The sequence below is a fragment of the Allokutzneria albata genome (assembly GCF_900103775.1).
GTDB classification, from domain to species: Bacteria; Actinomycetota; Actinomycetes; order Mycobacteriales; family Pseudonocardiaceae; genus Allokutzneria; species Allokutzneria albata.
Window position 1 is genome coordinate 4,594,486 of record NZ_LT629701.1, and the last position, 17,549, is coordinate 4,612,034.

Consider the following 17,549-nt stretch of genomic DNA (forward strand, 5'->3'; position numbering starts at 1 on the left):
GTTGCTCAAACTTGAGCCTACTCAAACTTGAGTACGTCGGACAAGGCAGAGAGCACGGATCCGTTCTCGTCACGATCAGGCCGGCGTCGGGTTCTCCCAGACCTTCGCTCCCCCGAACACGTGACCGGGCTCCCCGGCCATCACGTAGGCGCCCGCCCGCAGGCGCTCGACCAGATCGCGGGTCCACTCCACCCCTCGATCGGCGGCGTGCACCCAGAGCCCGGTCAGCTCGCGGAAGTGCTCCGGGGCCTCCCCGCCACCCGCACGCGCGGTGAAGCGGGCCTTCTCCTCGCGCTCCTGCTCCAGTGCCTCGATCCGCAGCAGCAGCAAGGAGATCGCCTCCTCACGGGTCAGCGCGGGCAGCAACGCCACCCCGGCCACGAGCAGGTCGGGCCGGTGTTCCGGGGTCCGCAGCGCCTCGCGCAGCATCTCGTGGAACGCCTGCTCACCCTTGTCGGTGAGGAAGTAGTCGACCCGCCCCGGCCACTCCGGGATGTCCACGTGGTCGAGCAGTCCGTCTTTGTCGAGCTGGCGCAGAGCGTGGTAGAGCGAACCCCACTTGATGTTGGCCCACTCCTCGGCGCCCCACGAGACCAGCTCGTTGCGCACCAGGTACCCGTGCGCCCGCCCGTACGCGCGGACGACGCCGAGGACGAGCAGTCGTGTCGCGGACATGTCAGCGCAGCAGCGCGTCGACGAACGCCCCCGGCTCGAACGGCGCGAGGTCGTCGGCGCCTTCGCCGAGGCCGACGAGCTTCACCGGCACGCCCAGCTCGCGCTGCACCTGGAAGACGATGCCGCCCTTCGCGGTGCCGTCGAGCTTGGTCAGCACCACGCCGGTGACGTCGACGACCTCGGAGAACACCCGCGCCTGGGTCAGGCCGTTCTGGCCGGTCGTCGCGTCGAGCACGAGCAGCACCTCGTCCACCTCGGCCTGCTTGGACACCACGCGCTTGACCTTGCCCAGTTCGTCCATCAGGCCGGTCTTGGTGTGCAGGCGGCCCGCGGTGTCGACGAGGACCGCGTCTACCTTGGCCTCGATACCGCGCTTCACCGCGTCGAAGGCGACCGCCGCCGGGTCCGCGCCCTCGGCCCCGCGCACGACCTCTGCACCCGCGCGCTCACCCCAGGTCGCCAGCTGCTCCGCCGCCGCGGCGCGGAAGGTGTCCGCCGCGCCGAGCAGCACGGTGCGGCCGTCCGCCACGAGAACCCGGCTGAGCTTGCCCGTGGTGGTGGTCTTGCCGGTGCCGTTCACGCCGACGACGAGCACCACGGCGGGGCGGCCGTCGTGCGGCAGCGCGCGCACCGAGCGGTCCATCTCCGGGTGCAGCGCGTCCACCAGCACCTCGCGCAGCAGGCCGCGGACCTCCTCGGCGGTGCGGACACCGCGCGCGGTGATCTCCTTGCGCAGCCGCTCAATGACCTCGTTCGCCGTGGTCGAGCCGAGGTCGGCCATGAGGAGCGTGTCCTCGATGTCGGTCCACGAGTCCTCGTCGAGGTCGCCCGCGCCGAGCAGGCCGAGCAGGCTCTGTCCCAGGGTCGATCGGGACCGGGACAGCCTGCCGCGCAACCGCTCCATCCGGCCCGCGGTCGGCTCGATCTCGTCGACGACCGGAGCGGCCGGCTCGGGCTCGGGCTCGGTGTCCTGCTGCTCGGGCAGCTGCACGTCGACGATGCCGCGGCGCGGGGTGTCCCTCGGCACGGACGCGTCGTCGCCGACACCGGGCTGCCCGTCGGTCTCGGTCCGGTCCGCGACCGGGTGCTTCTCCTTCTCCTCGGTACCGGAGGAGAAGCCGATGCCACCGGTTGTCTTGTACGTGTCCTTGCCGGTGACCGGGGGCGCGTCCTTGGGACGGTCCTCGGTCAGGCTCACCCGCCTTCGCCTGGCCAGCACCAGTCCGACGACCAGCGCGATGGCGAGCACCGCGAGAACGGCGAGGGAGATCCAGATCAGCGGCCCGGTCCAGAACGACGGCTCGGCGGGCACGGGCTCAGTGGGCGCGGACTCAACAGGCACGTCGCTATCCTCGCACTCCCGCGCGGACCGGCTGCCCGGCAGCCTCACAACCTGGCCTCAAAGCAGGCCAGATGCTTGCGAAAAGATTCACCATGGTTTAGACCTCTTTCCGTGAAATCTTGGCGGGTGCTCGGGCTGATCTCCGGCACGTCGATGGACGGCATCGACGTGGCGGTGGCCGAGTTCCGCCTGCCCGAGGACGCGGGGTCGGGCCCGGTGGTCGAGCTGCTGCCGCTGGGCAGCCTCGAGGTCGCCTACCCCGAGCCGCTGCGCGGCGACCTGGTCGCCGCGCTGCCCCCGGCGGAGTGCTCGGCCGAGCGGCTGTGCGTGCTGGACACGCTCGTCGGCCAGGCCTTCGCCGACGCCGCGCGCAAGGGAATCGCGGAACTGGGCTGCGGCGAGGTCGACCTGATCGCCTCGCTCGGCCAGACCATCTACCACTGGGTGGAGGGTCGCACCTGCAAGGGAACGCTCCAGCTCGGTCAGCCCGCGTGGATCGCGGAGGCGACCGGCGCACCGGTGGTCGCCGACCTCCGCGTGCGCGACGTCGCCGCGGGCGGGCACGGCGCGCCGCTGGCGAGCCTGCTGGACGCGCTCTGGCTGGCCCCGACCGACGGTGGCGTCGGGGACGTGGCGGTCGCGCTGAACATCGGCGGGATCGCCAACATCACCGTGGTCGGCGGGACGCATGCCCCGCTGGCTTACGACACAGGTCCGGGTAACGCTCTGCTGGACGCCGCCTGCCGCCTCGCCGCGGACAGCCGGATCCAGTACGACGAGGGGGGTCGGCTCGCCGCCAACGGCTCCCCTCACCCGGACCTGCTGTCCCGCCTGCTGGCCGACCCGTACTACGCGGCGCCGCCGCCGAAGTCGACCGGCAAGGAGCACTTCCACGCCGACTACCTGCGCACCGCTCTGGACGGGCTCCCGGAGATCGCGCTGCCGGACCTGCTGGCCACGCTCGTCGAGCTGACCGCGATCACGGTCGCCGACGCGTGCCGCGGGCACGGCGCCACCCGCGTTGTGGCCTCCGGCGGCGGCGTGCGCAACGCGACCCTGATGGCCTCGCTCGACCGCCACCTCGGTGCGATCGACCTGGTCACCAGCGAGTCCTTCGGCCTCGCGGCGGACGCCAAGGAGGCCTACCTCACCGCGCTGCTGGGCTTCCTCACCTGGCACGGCCTGCCCGCGAACCTGCCGGCCGCGACCGGGGCGAGCGGGCCCCGCGTGCTCGGCTCGATCACGCCGGGCAGGCGCCCGCTGCAGCTGCCGGAGCCCGCGCCGACGCCGCCGAGGCGGTTGCGCGTGCTCCAACTCGCCGACCGGACACCCATGCCGCGGCTCGGCTGAGCAGTCCCCCGCACGTCCCGTCCCCGGAGTCCGCAGGAGAGGCCATGCATGCTCTCGATCTGATCATCGTCGCGGCGTTCCTGATCGGTATGCCGCTGCTCGGAGTGCTCTTCGGTGGGCGGCAACGCTCCTCGAAGGACTACTTCGTCAGCGACAAACCCATGTCCTGGTGGGTGGTCTGCCTGTCGGTGGTCTCCGCCGAGACCAGCGCGCTGACCGTGATCAGCGTGCCCACGGTCGCGTACCTGGGCACGTTCACCTTCCTCCAGCTGGCGCTGGGCTACCTGCTCGGGCGCATCGTGGTGGCCTTCGTGCTGCTGCCGAAGTACATGAGCGGCAACCTGGTCACCGCCTACGCCTACCTGGGCAAGCGGTTCGGCTCGAAGCTGCAGAGCACGGCGTCGGTGACGTTCCTGTTCACCCGCCTGCTCGCCGACGGCCTGCGGCTGTTCGCCACCGCGATCCCGATCAAGGTGCTGCTCGCCGCCTACGACATCAACGCCCCGTACTGGGCGATCTGCCTCGTCACCGGCGTCGGCATGCTGGTGTTCAGCTACATCGGCGGCGTGCGCGCGGTGGTCTGGGTGGACGCGGTGCAGCTCGGCGTCTACATCGTCGGCGGCTTCGCGGTGATCGCCGTGCTCGCGGGCAAGCTCCCCGACGGCTGGCTCGGCCAGGCGTTCGAGGCGGGCAAGTTCCAGCTGCTCGACTTCTCCGCCGACATCCTGACCAGCCCGTACGCGATCATCACCGCCATTCTCGGCGGCGCCGTGCTGTCCATGGCCTCGCACGGTTCCGACCAGCTGATCGTGCAGCGGCTGATGTCCTGCAAGGACCTCAAGGACAGCCGCAAGGCGCTGATCGGCTCCGGCGTGATCGTGTTCTTCCAGTTCGGCCTGTTCCTGTTCATCGGCGTGATGATCTGGGCGCTGTTCAAGGGTGCCACCCCGGCGTCGATGGGCATGGCCGCCAGCGACGAGCTGTTCCCGCACGTGATCATCAACGTGCTCCCGCCGGGCGTCTCCGGCTTCATGCTGGCCAGCATCCTGGCCGCGGCGATGAGCTCCTCGCTCAACGCGCTGGCCTCCTCCACCGTCACCGACGTGCTGCAGAAGGTCTCCAAGCGCACCTTCACCGACGCGGAGGTCCTGCGCCAGGGCAAGATCTGGACGGTGGTCTGGGCCGGCCTGCTGATCGGCTTCGCCTCGCTGTTCACCAGCAAGAACAACCCGATCGTCGAACAGGGCCTGTCGATCACCGGCTACACCTACGGTGCGCTGCTCGGCTCGTTCCTGCTGGGCCTGATCTTCAAGAAGGCGCGGCAGGGCGACGCGCTGGTGGCCTTCGTGGTGACCGTGATCGGTATGGCCACGATCATCCTCACGGTGAAGTTCCCGGTCGGTGCCAAGGAGCTGGCGCTGGCCTACCCGTGGTACCCGCCGCTGGGCGTGCTGATCACCCTCGTTGTCGGCGGGCTGTTGTCGCTGCGGCACAGCACGAACGCGCCGGAGGCGGTCGAGGCCGAGGTCCCCGCCAAGTAGCGGTCAGCACACCGATGCCGGGCACGCGCTGGAATGGCGAGCGCGTGCCCGGCATTGCATGCTCCATTCGCAGCGGTTCGCGGCGAGAGGAGCACCCATGGATGTCGTGGTCACCGAGGTGGCAGCCCGCACCCGGTTCGAAGCCCGCGTCGGCGAAGCGCTCGCCGGACACCTGGAGTACGCCCGGCTCGGCGGCAAGATCCTGTTGACGCACACCGAGGTCGAGCCCGCGTTCGAGGGTCAGGGCGTCGGTGGCGAGCTGGCCAGGGCGGCGCTGGACTCCGCGCGCGTCAACGGCCTGATCGTCCGTCCACTGTGCCCGTTCGTGGCGGGCTGGGTCCGCCGTCACCCGGACTACGTCGAGCTGGTCGACCCGGTCGACCGCATGCGCGTCATGGCCGCCGCCAAGGTCGACTAGCCGGTTCCGCGGCTCGCGGACATCGCAACTAGAGCAGGACCGCGGCGAGGATCGCCAGCGTGATCGCGACGATGGCCACGATCACCAGCGGTGCCGCGAAGACCGGCAGGAGCGCTCGCAGGCCGCCCGTGCGAGGACGAGTGGTGGCGAGCGCTCCCGGGCCGGACGAGGTCCACGGCGGCGCGTAGTACAGCTCCGCGCTCCCTCCCGCGGGCACCAGGACGATGGTGCGCGCCTCCCCGTAGACGGTCTCCTCGTGCTCGCCTTCCCCCAGGAAGTCCGCCTCGGTGCGGCTGACCGCGGCCGACACCTCGTAAGAGCCCTCCGGCAGCTCGAACGTCGCGGTCCCGCCCCATTCGGCGAGTTCACCGCGGTCGGCGACCAGCACCCTCGCGCCCGACGTGTCGTTCGGCAGCTCGCGCTGAAGGCGGCGGTGGTAGGTGGCGTGCACGATCAGCTTTCCGCTCTCCGCGCTCACGCGGGCAAGCCTACGGCGTGGTGATCTTGGCGGGTTGTCTAGGCCTGCCTGGGAAGTGCCGCGAACGCGGACTTCTCACGCCGGCCTGCCCTCCAGCACCGCGTTGCTGGCGTGCCAGCCGCCCAGGCCGCTCACTCCGCCGCCGCGCCGCGTGCCCGCACCGGCCAGCATGATGCGATTCGCCCCGGGAACCGCCACGCCCCACCGTTGTGCCGGTGTCTCGGCGGGCTCGTCGTCGTCACGCCACGGCCAGTCGAGGTCGCCGTGGAAGATGTGCCCGCCCGGCATGCCGAGGTCGCGCTCCAGGTCCAGCGGCGACTCCGCGGCCAGGCACGGCTTTCCGTCCGCGTCCACGGCGAGGCAGTCCGCCAACGGCTCGGCGAGGTGGCTTTGCAGCGCCGCGACAGCCGCCTCGGTCGCGCGTTCCCGCGCACCGTCCACTGTGAACAGACGGGCGGGCGCGTGCAGCCCGAACAGGGTGAGCGTGTGGTAGCCGCGCTCGGCCAAGTCCCCCAGGATGCTCGGATCGGTCAGCGAGTGGCAGTACACCTCGCACGGAAGCGGATCGGACAACGTGCCCTCCTGCGCGAGGCGATAGGCCCGCTCCAGGTCCGCATAACCCTCTTCCAGGTGAAGCGTGCCCGCGAAGGCCACAGCCGGATCGATGCCGCTCCGCAGCTGCGGCAGCCGCTTGAGGAGCATGTTCACCTTCAGCTGGCTGCCTTCCGGCTTCGCCGCGTCCCTGCCGAGCAAGTGGTCCACGGTGGACGGAGCAACCGCGCACAGCACCCACCGCGCCGAGGTGGACCCGGTCTCGGTCACCACCTCCACGTGGTCCCCGTGCTCGTGCAGGGCCAGCACGGGCGTGGCGGTGGACACCTTGACGCCCGCCTCGACCGCGGCGAGTTCGAGCGCGTCGGCCAGGGCGCCCATCCCGCCGACCGGCACCCGCCACTCGCCGGTGCCGTTGCCGATCACGTGGTAAGCGAAGCAGCGGTTGGCCGCGGAGTCGTGCAGCGACGCGTTCGTCCCGATCAACCCGTCCGTCGCCACGACCCCGCGCACCAGGTCGTCGGCGAACTCCCGCTCCAGGACCTCGCCGAGCGGCCGCTCGACCAGATCGTCCCAAGTGGACGGATCGACCTCGTCACGCAGCTCGGAACGCCGCCGCAACGGGCCGAGCAGCGCGGGCCCGAGCGCTGCGCCGAACGCCGAGACGCGGTCGTAGAAGGAGGTCCACGCCCGCCATGCCGCACCGGAACCGGTCAGCTCCGCGAAGGACGCCTCCGTGGCCGCTCCCGGCTCGCGCTCGACGAGCAACCCCATCGGCCGGCCGTGGCGGACGGTCGGCGTGTAGGAGGACACCGCACGGGACCGCAGCGTCAGCGGCAACCCCAGCTCAGCCGCGAGCGCGTCCGGGAACAGGCTGACCAGGTACGAGTACTTGGACAGCCGAGCGGGCAGGCCCGGGAAGACCCGTCTGCCGACGGAGGCACCACCCAGGTGCTCCGCGCGCTCCAGCAGCCGCACCGACAACCCGGCCCTGGCCAGCAGGATCGAGGCGATCAGGCCGTTGTGCCCACCACCGACAACCACGACGTCATCGTCACAGCGCATCCCGCGATCCTCACCGACCGGAGCGGTGCCGGACCAGGACCAGTCGGGTCACACGTAGATCAGAACATTGAGCAGGAGCAGCGCGAACAGGACGCCCATCATCGCCCAGGTCATCCCGATCCCCGGGGTCGCAGGCCGGACCGGGCCGAGCGCGCCGCCGGTCATGATGTGCGCGGGCGCCCGGTAGAACACCGGCTGCACCTGGCCGGGCTGGACGGGGATCGTCGCCCTGGCCACGCCGCGCGGCTTGCCCAGGTAGAAGAAGCTGACTTGGATGTTGTGCTGCCCGGCGGGCAGGTCGACGGGCACCTGGCCCCATTCCACCTCGCGGGCGTGCCCATTGATCACCAAAGTCGGCTTCTTGAAGAACAGGAACCAGTTCATCGGGTTGAACGAGGTGTCCACGACCAGCCGCCCGAAACCCGGTTGTGGCGGCATCTGCTGCTGTGGATGGGGCTGCTGCGGGTACGGCTGCTGGTACATGCGCCACAAAGTAATAGGCCCGACGCGCAGAAGTCGCACCGGGCCTACTCGTGAATCGCGTTACGCCTTGAACGGCTCCAGGCAGAGGAAGTTGCCCTTGCCGCCCTTCGTGCCCTCCCAGTAGACGTACTCCGCGGTCGCGAACGGCTCGCAGATGGCGCCGTCGGCACCGCCTTCGTTCTGCAGCTTGTCCTCGATCCGGCCAACGACCTTGTACGTCGCGCCCGCACCGCACTCGGCCTTCTTGATGCTCTCGGCCGACTTCGGGTCGCTGGTGATCTCACCGGAGAGGCAGTCCCCGACCTTCGAGGTGCTCCCCACCGAGGTGAAGTAGCTGTAGGCGCCGAAACCGATCACCGCGACCGGGATCAGGATCGAAATGATCAGCTTCGCCGGCGACCGCTTCTTCTTCGCGGGCTGCTCGGCCTGCTCGGTGGCTTCCGGCATGTTCTCAGGAGTGCTCACTGGACTTCTTTCCAAGAGATGTGAAATCCGCGTCAAGCGGGCGCTCATCATCCATGGAAAGAGGCAGGAACGGAACTGTTTTCACCCGTGTGTTACGGATTCGGTGTCACGGGTGGTACGGCTCGAGGCAGAGCAGGTTCCCGGAGGATTCGTCGCCCTCCCAGTAGGTGACGGCGGTCGTCGGGAACCGCTCGCACGGCCTGCTCTCGCCGCTGTCGTCCTTCTTCCTGCCCTCCAGCCGCCCGACCACCCGGTAGTCGGCCCCCTCGCCGCACTCCACCTTGGACATCGGCGCGTCGGCGGTCGCGCCGTCCCGCAGGCAGTCACCGACCTTCGCGGTGCCCGCCGAGGTGACGTAGAAGTACACGCCGACGCCGATCGCCAGCAGCGGCACGACGATCGCGACGATCAGCTTCAGCGGCGAACGCCGAGGCGCGTCCTGCGGAGTGTCCACTCCGGTCTCTCCCTGGGGTGCGGTGCGGTGGTCGTCAGTCGGCGGCGGGCGCGGCGGCGGGCCGCTGCAACCGCTGCGAGATCACCTGGGTGATGCCGTCGCCGCGCATGGTCACGCCGTAGAGCGCGTCGGCGATCTCCATGGTCGGCTTCTGGTGGGTGATGACGATCAGCTGGGACTTCTCCCGCAGCTGCTCGAACAGGCCGATCAGCCTGCGCAGGTTGGTGTCGTCCAACGCGGCCTCGACCTCGTCCATCACGTAGAACGGCGAGGGGCGGGCGCGGAAGATCGACACCAGCATGGCCACCGCGGTGAGCGACTTCTCGCCACCGGAGAGCAGCGACAGCCGCTTGACCTTCTTGCCCGGCGGCCGCGCCTCGACCTCGACGCCCGTGGTGAGCATGTCGTCCGGGTCGGTGAGCAGCAGCCTGCCCTCGCCGCCGGGGAAGACGGTCTTGAAGACGGTCTCGAACTCGCGCGCCACGTCCTCGTAGGCCGACGTGAAGACCTCAAGGATCTTGTCGTCGACCTCCTTGACCACGGTCAGCAGGTCGCGACGGGTGTCCTTGATGTCCTCGAGCTGCGTGGAGAGGAACTTGTAGCGCTCCTCCAGCGCGGCGAACTCCTCCAGCGCCAGCGGGTTGACCTTGCCCAGCAGCGCCAGGTCCTTCTCCGCGCGCTTGGCCCTGCGCTCCTGGGTGGCGCGGTCGAAGGGCAGCGGCGGGGGCGGGCTGACGTCCTCGCCGCGCTCCTTGGCCGCCTCGTACTCGGCCATCTCGGGCGCGCTCGGCGGGACCGGCACCATCGGGCCGTACTCCTCGACCAGGTCGTCGAGGCCGATGCCGAAATCCTCAGTGATCTTGGATTCCAGCTGCTCGATCCGCAGCCGCTGCTCCGCGCGCAGCACCTCGTCCCGGTGCACCGCGTCGACCAGCTTCTCCAACTCGCCGGAGAGTTCGCGGACCCGGCTGCGCACCTTGTTCAACGCGGCCTCGCGCTCGGTGCGCCGCGACTGCGCCTCGTCGCGCTCGGCGGCCGCCCGAGCCAGCGACAGCGCGATCCGCTCCAGCGCGGTCTCGCCCCCGCGCACCACGGCCTCGGCGACCTTCGCGCTGCGCACCCGAGCGGCCCGCGCGCGCTCGGCCCGCTCACGCGCCTCGCGCTCGTTGCGCGCGGCCCTGCGCAGCTGGTCGGCCTTGCCCAGCAGTGCGCGGGCCCGCTCCTCGGAGGTCCGCAGCACCAGCCGGGCCTCGACCTCCTCCTGCCGGGAGGCGGCCAGCTGCGTGGCGATCTCGTCCCGGCGCTGGGTGTCCGGCTCCTCGTCGTAGACCTGCTCGGACTCGGCCGCGAGCAACCGCTCCTCCAGCTCGGAGAGCTTGCTCAGCGCCTCCTCGCGGGCCTGCTCCACCTTCTGCCGCTGCGCGGCCAGGCGCTCCGCCTCCGCCTGCGCGGCGCTCGCGGCCTTGGCCATCCGCGACAGGCGCTCGGCACTGCGCGCCCGTTGCACGCGCGAGTCGTTGACCTGCTCCTGGATCTCCGCGACCGCGGCGCGGCGCACCTTCTCGTCCTCGCGCGCGCCCTGCAACGCGGCGCCGTAGTGCTCCAGCGCGCGCTCCGCCTCGGTGAGCTTGTCGCGCGCCTCGTCGACCGCGGCCTGGACCTCGATGACGCTCTGGCTGCGCCCGGAACCGCCGACGGCCCAGTCCGCGCCGAGCACGTCGCCCTCGACGGTGGCCGCGCGCACGCCGGGGAAGCGCTCCACGAGCGCCCGCGCCGCGGCGAGGTCGTCGACCACGGCCAGGCGATCCAGCGCGCGGGTCAGCGCGGGACGTAGCGCCTGCGGTGCCTGCACCAGGTCCACCGCCCAGCGCGCGCCCGGCGGCAGCACCGGCCAGCCGGAGCGCTCCGGCTCGACACCGCCACCGATCAGCATCCCGGCGCGCCCTGAGTCGGAGGTGCGCAGGAGTTCAAGTGCCGCAACGGCATCCGAGGGAGCGGCGACCGCGACCGCGTCGGCGATGGCACCCAGCGCGGCGGCCAGCGCGACCTCGGCACCCGGCTCCACGGTCATCAACGCGGCCACCGAACCGAGCAACCCGGGCAGCTTCCCGGCCGAGGCCAGCAGCGCGCCCGCGCCGTCCTTGCGGTTGAGGCCGAGGGACAGCGCGTCGACGCGGGCCTTCCAGGAGGCGATCTCCCGCTCGGCCTTGCGCTCGGCGGCGACCAGCTCCTCCACCCGCGCCCGCGCCTGGCGGTGCTCCTCGACCGCGGCGTCCTTGCGCCCGGCCAGGCCGGTGTCGGCGTCCTCTTCGACCCCGGTCTCGGCCCGGGTCTCCTCGAACTCCAGCTGGGCCTGCTCGGCGCGCTCCCTGGCCTCGGCGAGCGCGACGGACATCCGCTCGATCTCCTCGGCGGTCGCACCGGTCTTGCTGCGCAGCGCCTCCACCTGGCCACCGAGCCGGGCAAGGCCCTCGCGGCGGTCGGCGACGGCGCGCACGGCCGCCATGTGCTCGCGCTCGGCAGCCTTGAGCTCCTGCTCCAGCTCCGAGCGGGTCTCCAGCGCCGTGGACAGCAGCATCCTGGCCTGTTCGACGCCCTCCTGGAGCTCCAGCTCCTGCTCGGCGACCTCCTCGGCCTCGCGCTCCAGCTCCTCCGGGTCGCGCCCCTCGCGGTGCTGCTCCAGCGGGGCGGTCAGGTGCCGGGCCCGCTCCTGGGCCAGCCGCACGGTGCCGCGCAGCCGCTCCTCCAGCGCGGACAGCCGGTACCAGGTCTCCTGCGCGGCGGCCAGCAGCGGCGCGTCCTGGGCGAGGTTCTCCTCCAGCTCCGACTGCTCGTTCTGGGCGAACTGGAGCATCCGCTCCACCTCGGTGCGCCGGGCCCGCGCCTGCGCCTCGTCCGCCTGGTCCTTCGCCAGCTCCGAACGGGCGTTGACCAGGTCGTCGGCGTAGATCCGCAGGCGCGCGTCGCGCAGGTCGGCCTGCACGGTCTGGGCCTTGCGGGCGATCTCGGCCTGCTTGCCCAGCGGCTTGAGCTGGCGGCGCAGCTCGGCGGTGAGGTCGGTGAGCCGGGTCAGGTTGGCCTGCATCGCGTCGAGCTTGCGCAGCGCCTTTTCCTTGCGCTTGCGGTGCTTGAGCACGCCGGCGGCCTCCTCGATGAAGGCGCGCCGCTCCTCCGGCTTGGACTGCAGGATCTCGGCGAGGCGGCCCTGGCCGACGATCACGTGCATCTCCCGGCCGATGCCGGAGTCCGACAGCAGCTCCTGCACGTCGAGCAGGCGGCAGCTGTTGCCGTTGATCTCGTACTCGCTGGCGCCGTCGCGGAAGATCCGCCGGGTGATGGAGACCTCGGTGTAGTCGATCGGCAGCGCGCCGTCGGAGTTGTCGATGGTCAGCGTCACCTCGGCCCGGCCGAGCGGGGCCTTGCCGGTGGTGCCGGCGAAGATGACGTCCTCCATCTTCCCGCCGCGCAGCGCCTTGGCCGCCTGCTGGCCCATCACCCAGGCCAGGGCGTCGAGGACGTTGGACTTGCCGGAGCCGTTGGGGCCGACGACACAGGTGATACCCGGTTCGAAGCGCAGGGTCGTCGCCGAGGCGAAGGACTTGAAGCCCTTCAGCGTCAGGCTCTTGAGGTGCACGCGCGCCCGCTCCCGCTGTCAGTTCCCGGTGCCGACGCTCGATCCCGCAAGCGGATCTTCGGTCTGGACCGGCGGCCGTGGTATCCGGTGGAGGATAACCGCAGGGCGCGCGTGCTCCGGGCAGGCGGCACGCGGTCAGCGCGCCACGCGCTCCCTCGGGTACGGCAGTAGCTCCGCGTCAGGACCCGCCCACCGCTCGCCGAAGCGCTCCAGCAAGGTCACCACCTCGCGGAGTTCTTCACCCTTGCGAGTGACCTCGTAGGCCCAGGCCATGGTCGAGCGCTGCAGCCGGGGGCGGCGCTCCAGGAAACCGTACTCGATCATCCGCTGGAGCAGTTCCTTCGCCTCGTCGCGTCGCGGCCCCGCCGTGGCCAGCAGTTCCTCCTCCGTCTCGACGCCGCAGAAGACGTGCGTGAGGACGAGCAGGACCTCGAAATCCCCGATCTCTTCCAGCGCGCGGGTGACGGAGGCGGCAGCACCTGGGGGGTGCGACGTCGACATGCCTCAACTTTACTTGATCTTGCGGCGCGGCGGCGTCAGCGCTCGACGAAGGTGGTGAGCCCGCCGCGTGCCGCCGACCAGCGCTCCACCACCGCGGTGACCGTTCCGGGGGTGTTCCCGGACCGCAGCAGGCCGAGCAGCCGCTCGCAGTCGGAGCGCGGCCCCTCCGCGACGACCTCGACGCGACCGTCCCGCAGGTTCGTCGCCGCCCCTACCAGCCCCGACTCGAGCGCGCGGGCCCGGGCCCACCAGCGAAAACCGACTCCATGGACGCGGCCGTGCACCCAGGCGGTCAGCCGCACGGCGTCTTCCTCGCTCACCCGCGACATCCTGCCGAACGCGAAGGGCGACGACGACAACAACACGCATCACTCGTTAGTGGTACGGTCCAGCGCCGTGGCCGGACAGCGCGCACGTCGTTCCTCGCTCGTGCCCGGACTGGTCGCGGTGCTGGTTGGCGCCGTGGCGGCCGGGGCGACGTCCCTCCTCGGCGGGCAGGACTCGGTTCTCCTCGCCGACAAGGGCTCCACCAGGGCGGTCACCGCTCCGGAAGATCCGGTCGGGTCCACCGGCACGAGCCCGCCACCGACCTCGTCCCCCATTTCCGGGACGACCGCGCCGACGACGACGGCGGGCCCCACCACGACCCCACCGACGACTACTACGAGTAGCCGATCCACGGAGTCCACTCCGGCGCCACCGCCCGAACAGCCGAGCACCACCCCGCCGCGCCGGAGCACCCCGGCACCACCGCCGGTACCTTCGGGACCAGCGGCGAAAGTGGCCGAGCTGGTAAACCACGCCCGTGCCGAAGCGGGCTGTCCAGCCCTGCGAATCGATGAACGGTTGGCAAATGCCGCCCAACGGCACAGCGCCGATATGGCGGAGCGTAACTATTTCTCACACACCTCACCGGACGGCGCTTCGTTCGTCGATCGGGCGCGAGCGGCTGGGTATCCGCGGCCGGGCGGTGAAAACATCGCCAAGGGTCAACGTTCCGCCGAACAGGTCATGGAGTCGTGGATGCAGTCGTCCGGCCATCGGGCCAACATCTTGAACTGCCGGTTCACCGCACTGGGCATGGGCCTGGACACCCGCGGCTGGGTGTGGACGCAGGTGTTCGGCAGGTGAGCGCCGATGCGGTCGCACCGGTGAAGCAGGGCCAGCGCGTTCCGGGCACCGCCGTGCTCGGCGCCGTCGCGCTGGCCACGGCGACCCTGTTCGCCACCGTCGCCACTCTGGTCACCACCTCCGCCGCCGAGCAGGGCAGGACCTCCGGCGGCAGCGACCCGGTGCGGGGCGACCGCGTCTCCGACGCGCCCGTGGTGCCCGGTCCGACCACCACGACCACGTCGAGCACCACCACGACGCCGAGTTCGTCGACGAGCAGCCCGTCCAGCACCACGGCACCGTCGACCACTTCCAGCAACGGCGTCTCACCTCCGCCGGAACCGGGCAACCCGCCGCCCCCACCACCTCCGCCTCCGACGACGAACAGCCCCACCCAGCCGCCGGTGACCACCACGACGTCGGCCAAGCCCATCACCACCACGCCGACCACCACGTCGTCGAGCACGTCGCACACCACGAGCACGACCTGATCCGGTTCTCCCCTAAGGGCAGAAGTGCGGGCGCCGCAACGGATGCGGTGGGACGCTGGGCGCATGGAGTGGTTGACGTGCTTCCAGCGTGAGGTCGTGGCGTTCGAGGAGGCGGTGCGACGGTCGGTCGAGCAGGCTCCGATCGTGCCTACGTGTCCACAGTGGACACTGACTGACCTCGCACTGCACCTCGGTTACGTGCACCGCGTGGTGACGTCGATCGTGTCCGACCGACTGACCGCCCCGCCCGATGTCCACGGGACGCAGTTCCGGGTGGAGAACCCGGACTGGCAACGCTGGCCGAGCCTGGACGACGCACCCAACCACGGGCCGGTGCCCGCCGGGCTTGCCGACTGGTTCGCCGAAGGCGCCGCCGCGCTCACCGACGCCTTCCGCGCGGCTCCCCCGGACACACCCGTGTGGACGTGGACCGCGGACCAGACCGTCGGGTTCTGGGTTCGGATGCAGTCGACCGAGGCCGCGCTGCACCGGTGGGACGCGCAGAACGCGTTCGGGGACGCGTGGCCGATCGACGACGAGCACGCCGCGTTGGCCATCACCGAGCACTTCGACCTTCTCGTCCCCGCGTGGCGGCACATGCGACCCGCTTCCGACGGAGCAGGCGAACGCGTCCAGCTGACCGATGGCCGGCGCGGCTGGACCGTCGAGTTCACCGGCTCCGAGGCGCGCTTCGTGGACGCACCCGCTCACGTGGAACTCGAGGGGACGGCTTCCGACCTGCTCCTGTTCCTGTGGAACCGCGTCCCCGCAGACCGCCTCACCATCACCGGCGACCGAGCGGTGCTCGACCGCTACTCCAAGATCGTCCCGCCGGTGTGACCCAGCGCGGGTTCCCCCGTCCTCCAGTCCCACACACAGCCGTCGCCGCCCGTCCCTACCTGCGGGTGCTCACTCGCCGATCACGGGTGGGGCGACCATCGGCAACTCACCCACGATGTCGTCGGTGATCTCGTACTTACGCTCGTGCTCCTGATCCTCATCCCGCTGACCAGCACCCAACGCAGGCTGCATGAACCCCGGCCGCCCACCCGCACCGCCCGTGGACCTGACCGCAGGCGGCACCGGCCGAGCCGCCAGCGGCTGCGTCGAGGGCGTGCTCACCGGCAGTCCCGCGCGCGGCACCAGGCCTCCCACCGCCGCACCCGCACCACCGCCCACCGCGGCCCCACCAGGCCCAGTGATCGACCCCAGGCCGCCACCACCGCCGCCGAGCGTGGAGGGCGGGGGCGTGTAGCTGGCCTGCTGCACCTCGCCCAGCTTGCCGTCCGGCAACTCCAGGCCCTGCTCACCCCGCTGGTCCGGAATCGGCGGCACCACAGCACCGCCACCGTCCTCGCTGATCTGCTGACCCGCGCCGATATCCCCACCCCGCGGACGGGTGATCGCCCGGCCACCACCACCGATCCCACCCGGCCCCGGCTTCGGCCCACCCGGGTCCCCACCACCGAATCGAGGCGGTTCGTCATAGTCCGGGACCGGCTTGTTCACCGCATCCGCATACGCCTGCATCACGCGCGCCGCCTCCCGATGCGCTTCGTTCGCGGCGCCTTCGAGAATCTCCCGGTCTTCTTTCAGCTGGAACAGATCGCGCAACGCGTTGCTCTTGCCCAACTCTTCCAATGACGGCACGTCCTTCGGCTCCGGCATCGAATTCCGCGCGTGCACGAACGCATTCATCTGGTCCGCGATGCTCTGCCCCCGCCCGTGCGTGCTCTGGCACGCCGCCGCCGTCCACGACTTCAGCGAGCTAATCTTCCCCGTCGCCCGCTCCGCCGCTTCGCCTTCCCACACCGCACCCAGCGAGGTCAGGGCGCTGGACAGGCTCATACTCGTTTCTCCGAGGGCTTTCATGAGCTCAGCCGTGTACAGCATGGAAGCCAGATGCCCGTTAGGGCCGGGCCCCTCATGAATTTTGTTGTACAGAGTCAGATGCGGGATGGCCATCCAATTGCGGTTAACGTCCACGTCGTCCCCCCGTGTCGCTTGTTGTGCCGTACTCGTCCGCGTCAGCCGCGAGCGAGGAGGTTGCCCAGAGCAAGTTCCGCACCTCGCATCGCGCGGCGACACACTTCTTCCTGTGTCAACGGATTCTCGTAGCGCCCTTGCTCAAGCACCTGGATGCTGAGCACTTGCCCCTGGACAACACCGATGTCAACGGAACAGCCCAAGTTGCCAGGCTTCGCGTCCGAGTAACCCTCGTACGCGGGGAAGCCCAAAACTTGCACGAGGCGTGCGTGACCCGCAACTTTGCCCGGAGCAAAAGCGCTCATGTCACGATCGACAACCATGTCGATGGCGACAGTGACCTTTTCAGCCCGACTGTGAAAGTCGCAGACGGGGTACTTGAAGAATCGGTGCTTCTCCTCCCGGAACGGGCGATCATTTTTGAACTCTTGGCGATTCCCCGGAGTGAATAGTTCACATGGAGGAACAGAATCTATCTTGATGTCCCGGGGGCGACTCACCCCCGGAGCGATAATCGCAGGAGTTCCCGGATGCGACGCGTTCTGCGGAGTAGCGGCTCCCACGTGATTGACGGCGCAACCAGCCAGCCCAGCGATCATCAACATGATCCCGTAAGAGAGCGCCATCCTGGATCGCGCAGTCATCAGCCGGTCCCGTCCAGACTACGACGGCTGGCATTCTCCACGCGCCGGTAATGACGATTGGCGGATTGGAGTTGCTCGGCAGCTTTTTGCAACTCGTCACGCAGGCTTTCTGCCGCCCACGCCGTGCATCCTGCTCCGTCAAGGTGACGCTTGTTGACGGCTGCGGCGAGGCCGACACTGACGTCGTCTTTTCCCATCGCTTCTACCCGAAGCGTCCTGTCCGCTTGCCTGACAAGCGCCTCCGCCTTGTCGAGGGCGTCGTTGAAGATCTTGATGGCGGCAGGTACCTGATCAAGGTCGATGCGCCATCCCCCGACGCGCACGTACTGCTTGGACATGCGAAAACGCCTCCCCTGCGTC

The 17,549-nt window shown here is 70.3% G+C and carries 20 protein-coding genes; 6 read left to right on the forward strand and 14 right to left on the reverse strand.

The window, feature by feature from the left end; genetic code table 11:
* Window positions 1–75: 75 nt before the first annotated feature.
* The gene (locus tag BLT28_RS20455; protein WP_030430537.1) at window positions 76–675 is read right to left on the reverse strand and encodes a PadR family transcriptional regulator; all 600 of its coding nucleotides are present in this window, start codon (window positions 673–675) and stop codon (window positions 76–78) included.
* Window position 676: 1 nt separating this feature from the next.
* A complete protein-coding gene (gene ftsY / locus BLT28_RS20460) occupies window positions 677–1,987 on the reverse strand; it encodes a signal recognition particle-docking protein FtsY (RefSeq protein WP_172806566.1) in 1,311 nt (436 codons plus the stop codon).
* 141 nt (window positions 1,988–2,128) lie between these two features.
* Here ftsY and BLT28_RS20465 point away from each other — a divergent pair, with 141 nt between their 5' ends.
* The 3 genes from BLT28_RS20465 (at window position 2,129) to BLT28_RS20475 (ending at window position 5,326) form a co-directional block, all read left to right on the forward strand.
* Window positions 2,129–3,367 (forward strand): anhydro-N-acetylmuramic acid kinase, encoded by a 1,239-nt coding sequence (locus BLT28_RS20465; RefSeq protein ID WP_043812153.1) that lies wholly within the window; start codon window positions 2,129–2,131, stop codon window positions 3,365–3,367.
* 44 nt (window positions 3,368–3,411) lie between these two features.
* The gene (locus BLT28_RS20470; RefSeq protein ID WP_030430540.1) at window positions 3,412–4,908 is read left to right on the forward strand and encodes a sodium:solute symporter; all 1,497 of its coding nucleotides are present in this window, start codon (window positions 3,412–3,414) and stop codon (window positions 4,906–4,908) included.
* A gap of 97 nt (window positions 4,909–5,005) precedes the next feature.
* The gene (locus tag BLT28_RS20475; protein WP_030430541.1) at window positions 5,006–5,326 is read left to right on the forward strand and encodes a GNAT family N-acetyltransferase; all 321 of its coding nucleotides are present in this window, start codon (window positions 5,006–5,008) and stop codon (window positions 5,324–5,326) included.
* A gap of 28 nt (window positions 5,327–5,354) precedes the next feature.
* Here BLT28_RS20475 and BLT28_RS20480 read toward each other — a convergent pair whose 3' ends face one another.
* The 9 genes from BLT28_RS20480 to BLT28_RS42060 all read right to left on the reverse strand — a co-directional run bounded on the left by BLT28_RS20480 (window position 5,355) and on the right by BLT28_RS42060 (window position 13,698).
* Entirely contained in the window at window positions 5,355–5,804 is a 450-nt protein-coding gene (locus tag BLT28_RS20480; protein WP_030430542.1) for a hypothetical protein, read from the reverse strand.
* Window positions 5,805–5,879: 75 nt separating this feature from the next.
* Window positions 5,880–7,421 carry a phytoene desaturase family protein gene (locus BLT28_RS20485; protein WP_030430543.1) on the reverse strand — a complete coding sequence of 514 codons (1,542 nt, stop codon included), beginning with the start codon at window positions 7,419–7,421 and terminating at the stop codon, window positions 5,880–5,882.
* A gap of 48 nt (window positions 7,422–7,469) precedes the next feature.
* On the reverse strand, window positions 7,470–7,904 hold the full coding sequence (locus BLT28_RS20490) for a hypothetical protein (protein WP_043812156.1): 435 nt from the start codon (window positions 7,902–7,904) through the stop codon (window positions 7,470–7,472).
* A gap of 60 nt (window positions 7,905–7,964) precedes the next feature.
* The gene (locus BLT28_RS20495) at window positions 7,965–8,369 is read right to left on the reverse strand and encodes an LppU/SCO3897 family protein (RefSeq protein ID WP_156051103.1); all 405 of its coding nucleotides are present in this window, start codon (window positions 8,367–8,369) and stop codon (window positions 7,965–7,967) included.
* 106 nt (window positions 8,370–8,475) lie between these two features.
* Entirely contained in the window at window positions 8,476–8,823 is a 348-nt protein-coding gene (locus BLT28_RS20500) for an LppU/SCO3897 family protein (protein ID WP_030430546.1), read from the reverse strand.
* A 34-nt stretch (window positions 8,824–8,857) separates the two neighbouring features.
* Entirely contained in the window at window positions 8,858–12,457 is a 3,600-nt protein-coding gene (gene smc / locus BLT28_RS20505) for a chromosome segregation protein SMC (RefSeq protein ID WP_030430547.1), read from the reverse strand.
* 135 nt (window positions 12,458–12,592) lie between these two features.
* Window positions 12,593–12,958 (reverse strand): hypothetical protein, encoded by a 366-nt coding sequence (locus BLT28_RS20510; protein WP_030430548.1) that lies wholly within the window; start codon window positions 12,956–12,958, stop codon window positions 12,593–12,595.
* Between the two features lie 35 nt (window positions 12,959–12,993).
* Window positions 12,994–13,287 (reverse strand): acylphosphatase, encoded by a 294-nt coding sequence (locus tag BLT28_RS20515; protein ID WP_030430549.1) that lies wholly within the window; start codon window positions 13,285–13,287, stop codon window positions 12,994–12,996.
* A 39-nt stretch (window positions 13,288–13,326) separates the two neighbouring features.
* Entirely contained in the window at window positions 13,327–13,698 is a 372-nt protein-coding gene (locus tag BLT28_RS42060) for a hypothetical protein (RefSeq protein ID WP_231950358.1), read from the reverse strand.
* Window positions 13,699–13,738: 40 nt separating this feature from the next.
* On the opposite strand from BLT28_RS42060, the gene BLT28_RS42065 reads away from it, so the two are divergent.
* The 3 genes from BLT28_RS42065 (at window position 13,739) to BLT28_RS20530 (ending at window position 15,399) form a co-directional block, all read left to right on the forward strand.
* Window positions 13,739–14,089, forward strand: coding sequence for a CAP domain-containing protein (locus BLT28_RS42065; RefSeq protein WP_231950359.1), 351 nt, complete (start codon window positions 13,739–13,741; stop codon window positions 14,087–14,089).
* Window positions 14,086–14,559 carry a hypothetical protein gene (locus BLT28_RS20525; RefSeq protein ID WP_081900408.1) on the forward strand — a complete coding sequence of 158 codons (474 nt, stop codon included), beginning with the start codon at window positions 14,086–14,088 and terminating at the stop codon, window positions 14,557–14,559. Before BLT28_RS42065 ends, BLT28_RS20525 begins: the two co-directional genes overlap by 4 nt.
* Before the next feature lie 63 nt (window positions 14,560–14,622).
* A complete protein-coding gene (locus tag BLT28_RS20530) occupies window positions 14,623–15,399 on the forward strand; it encodes a maleylpyruvate isomerase family mycothiol-dependent enzyme (RefSeq protein WP_030430552.1) in 777 nt (258 codons plus the stop codon).
* Window positions 15,400–15,468: 69 nt separating this feature from the next.
* Here the strand turns inward: BLT28_RS20530 and BLT28_RS20535 are convergent, their stop codons facing one another.
* The 3 genes from BLT28_RS20535 to BLT28_RS40310 all read right to left on the reverse strand — a co-directional run bounded on the left by BLT28_RS20535 (window position 15,469) and on the right by BLT28_RS40310 (window position 17,527).
* The gene (locus BLT28_RS20535; RefSeq protein WP_083383771.1) at window positions 15,469–16,524 is read right to left on the reverse strand and encodes a PPE domain-containing protein; all 1,056 of its coding nucleotides are present in this window, start codon (window positions 16,522–16,524) and stop codon (window positions 15,469–15,471) included.
* Between the two features lie 62 nt (window positions 16,525–16,586).
* Window positions 16,587–17,189: a DUF3558 domain-containing protein gene (locus BLT28_RS20540; protein WP_081900410.1), complete on the reverse strand. Its 603-nt coding sequence runs from the start codon at window positions 17,187–17,189 to the stop codon at window positions 16,587–16,589.
* Window positions 17,189–17,527, reverse strand: a complete 339-nt coding sequence (locus BLT28_RS40310) for a hypothetical protein (RefSeq protein WP_156051107.1) — start codon at window positions 17,525–17,527, stop codon at window positions 17,189–17,191. Before BLT28_RS40310 ends, BLT28_RS20540 begins: the two co-directional genes overlap by 1 nt.
* Window positions 17,528–17,549 lie beyond the last annotated feature (22 nt).

What these genes read in the sequence shown, in the direction of transcription:
- BLT28_RS20515 (WP_030430549.1), bottom strand. Translation starts at nt 13,287, where the DNA reads ATGTCGCGGGTGAGCGAGGAAGACGCCGTGCGGCTGACCGCCTGGGTG.
- BLT28_RS20540 (WP_081900410.1), bottom strand. Translation starts at nt 17,189, where the DNA reads ATGACTGCGCGATCCAGGATGGCGCTCTCTTACGGGATCATGTTGATG.
- BLT28_RS20475 (WP_030430541.1), top strand. Translation starts at nt 5,006, where the DNA reads ATGGATGTCGTGGTCACCGAGGTGGCAGCCCGCACCCGGTTCGAAGCC.
- BLT28_RS20535 (WP_083383771.1), bottom strand. Translation starts at nt 16,524, where the DNA reads ATGGCCATCCCGCATCTGACTCTGTACAACAAAATTCATGAGGGGCCC.
- BLT28_RS20455 (WP_030430537.1), bottom strand. Translation starts at nt 675, where the DNA reads ATGTCCGCGACACGACTGCTCGTCCTCGGCGTCGTCCGCGCGTACGGG.
- BLT28_RS20510 (WP_030430548.1), bottom strand. Translation starts at nt 12,958, where the DNA reads ATGTCGACGTCGCACCCCCCAGGTGCTGCCGCCTCCGTCACCCGCGCG.
- BLT28_RS20485 (WP_030430543.1), bottom strand. Translation starts at nt 7,421, where the DNA reads ATGCGCTGTGACGATGACGTCGTGGTTGTCGGTGGTGGGCACAACGGC.
- BLT28_RS40310 (WP_156051107.1), bottom strand. Translation starts at nt 17,527, where the DNA reads ATGTCCAAGCAGTACGTGCGCGTCGGGGGATGGCGCATCGACCTTGAT.
- BLT28_RS20470 (WP_030430540.1), top strand. Translation starts at nt 3,412, where the DNA reads ATGCATGCTCTCGATCTGATCATCGTCGCGGCGTTCCTGATCGGTATG.
- BLT28_RS20530 (WP_030430552.1), top strand. Translation starts at nt 14,623, where the DNA reads ATGGAGTGGTTGACGTGCTTCCAGCGTGAGGTCGTGGCGTTCGAGGAG.
- BLT28_RS20490 (WP_043812156.1), bottom strand. Translation starts at nt 7,904, where the DNA reads ATGTACCAGCAGCCGTACCCGCAGCAGCCCCATCCACAGCAGCAGATG.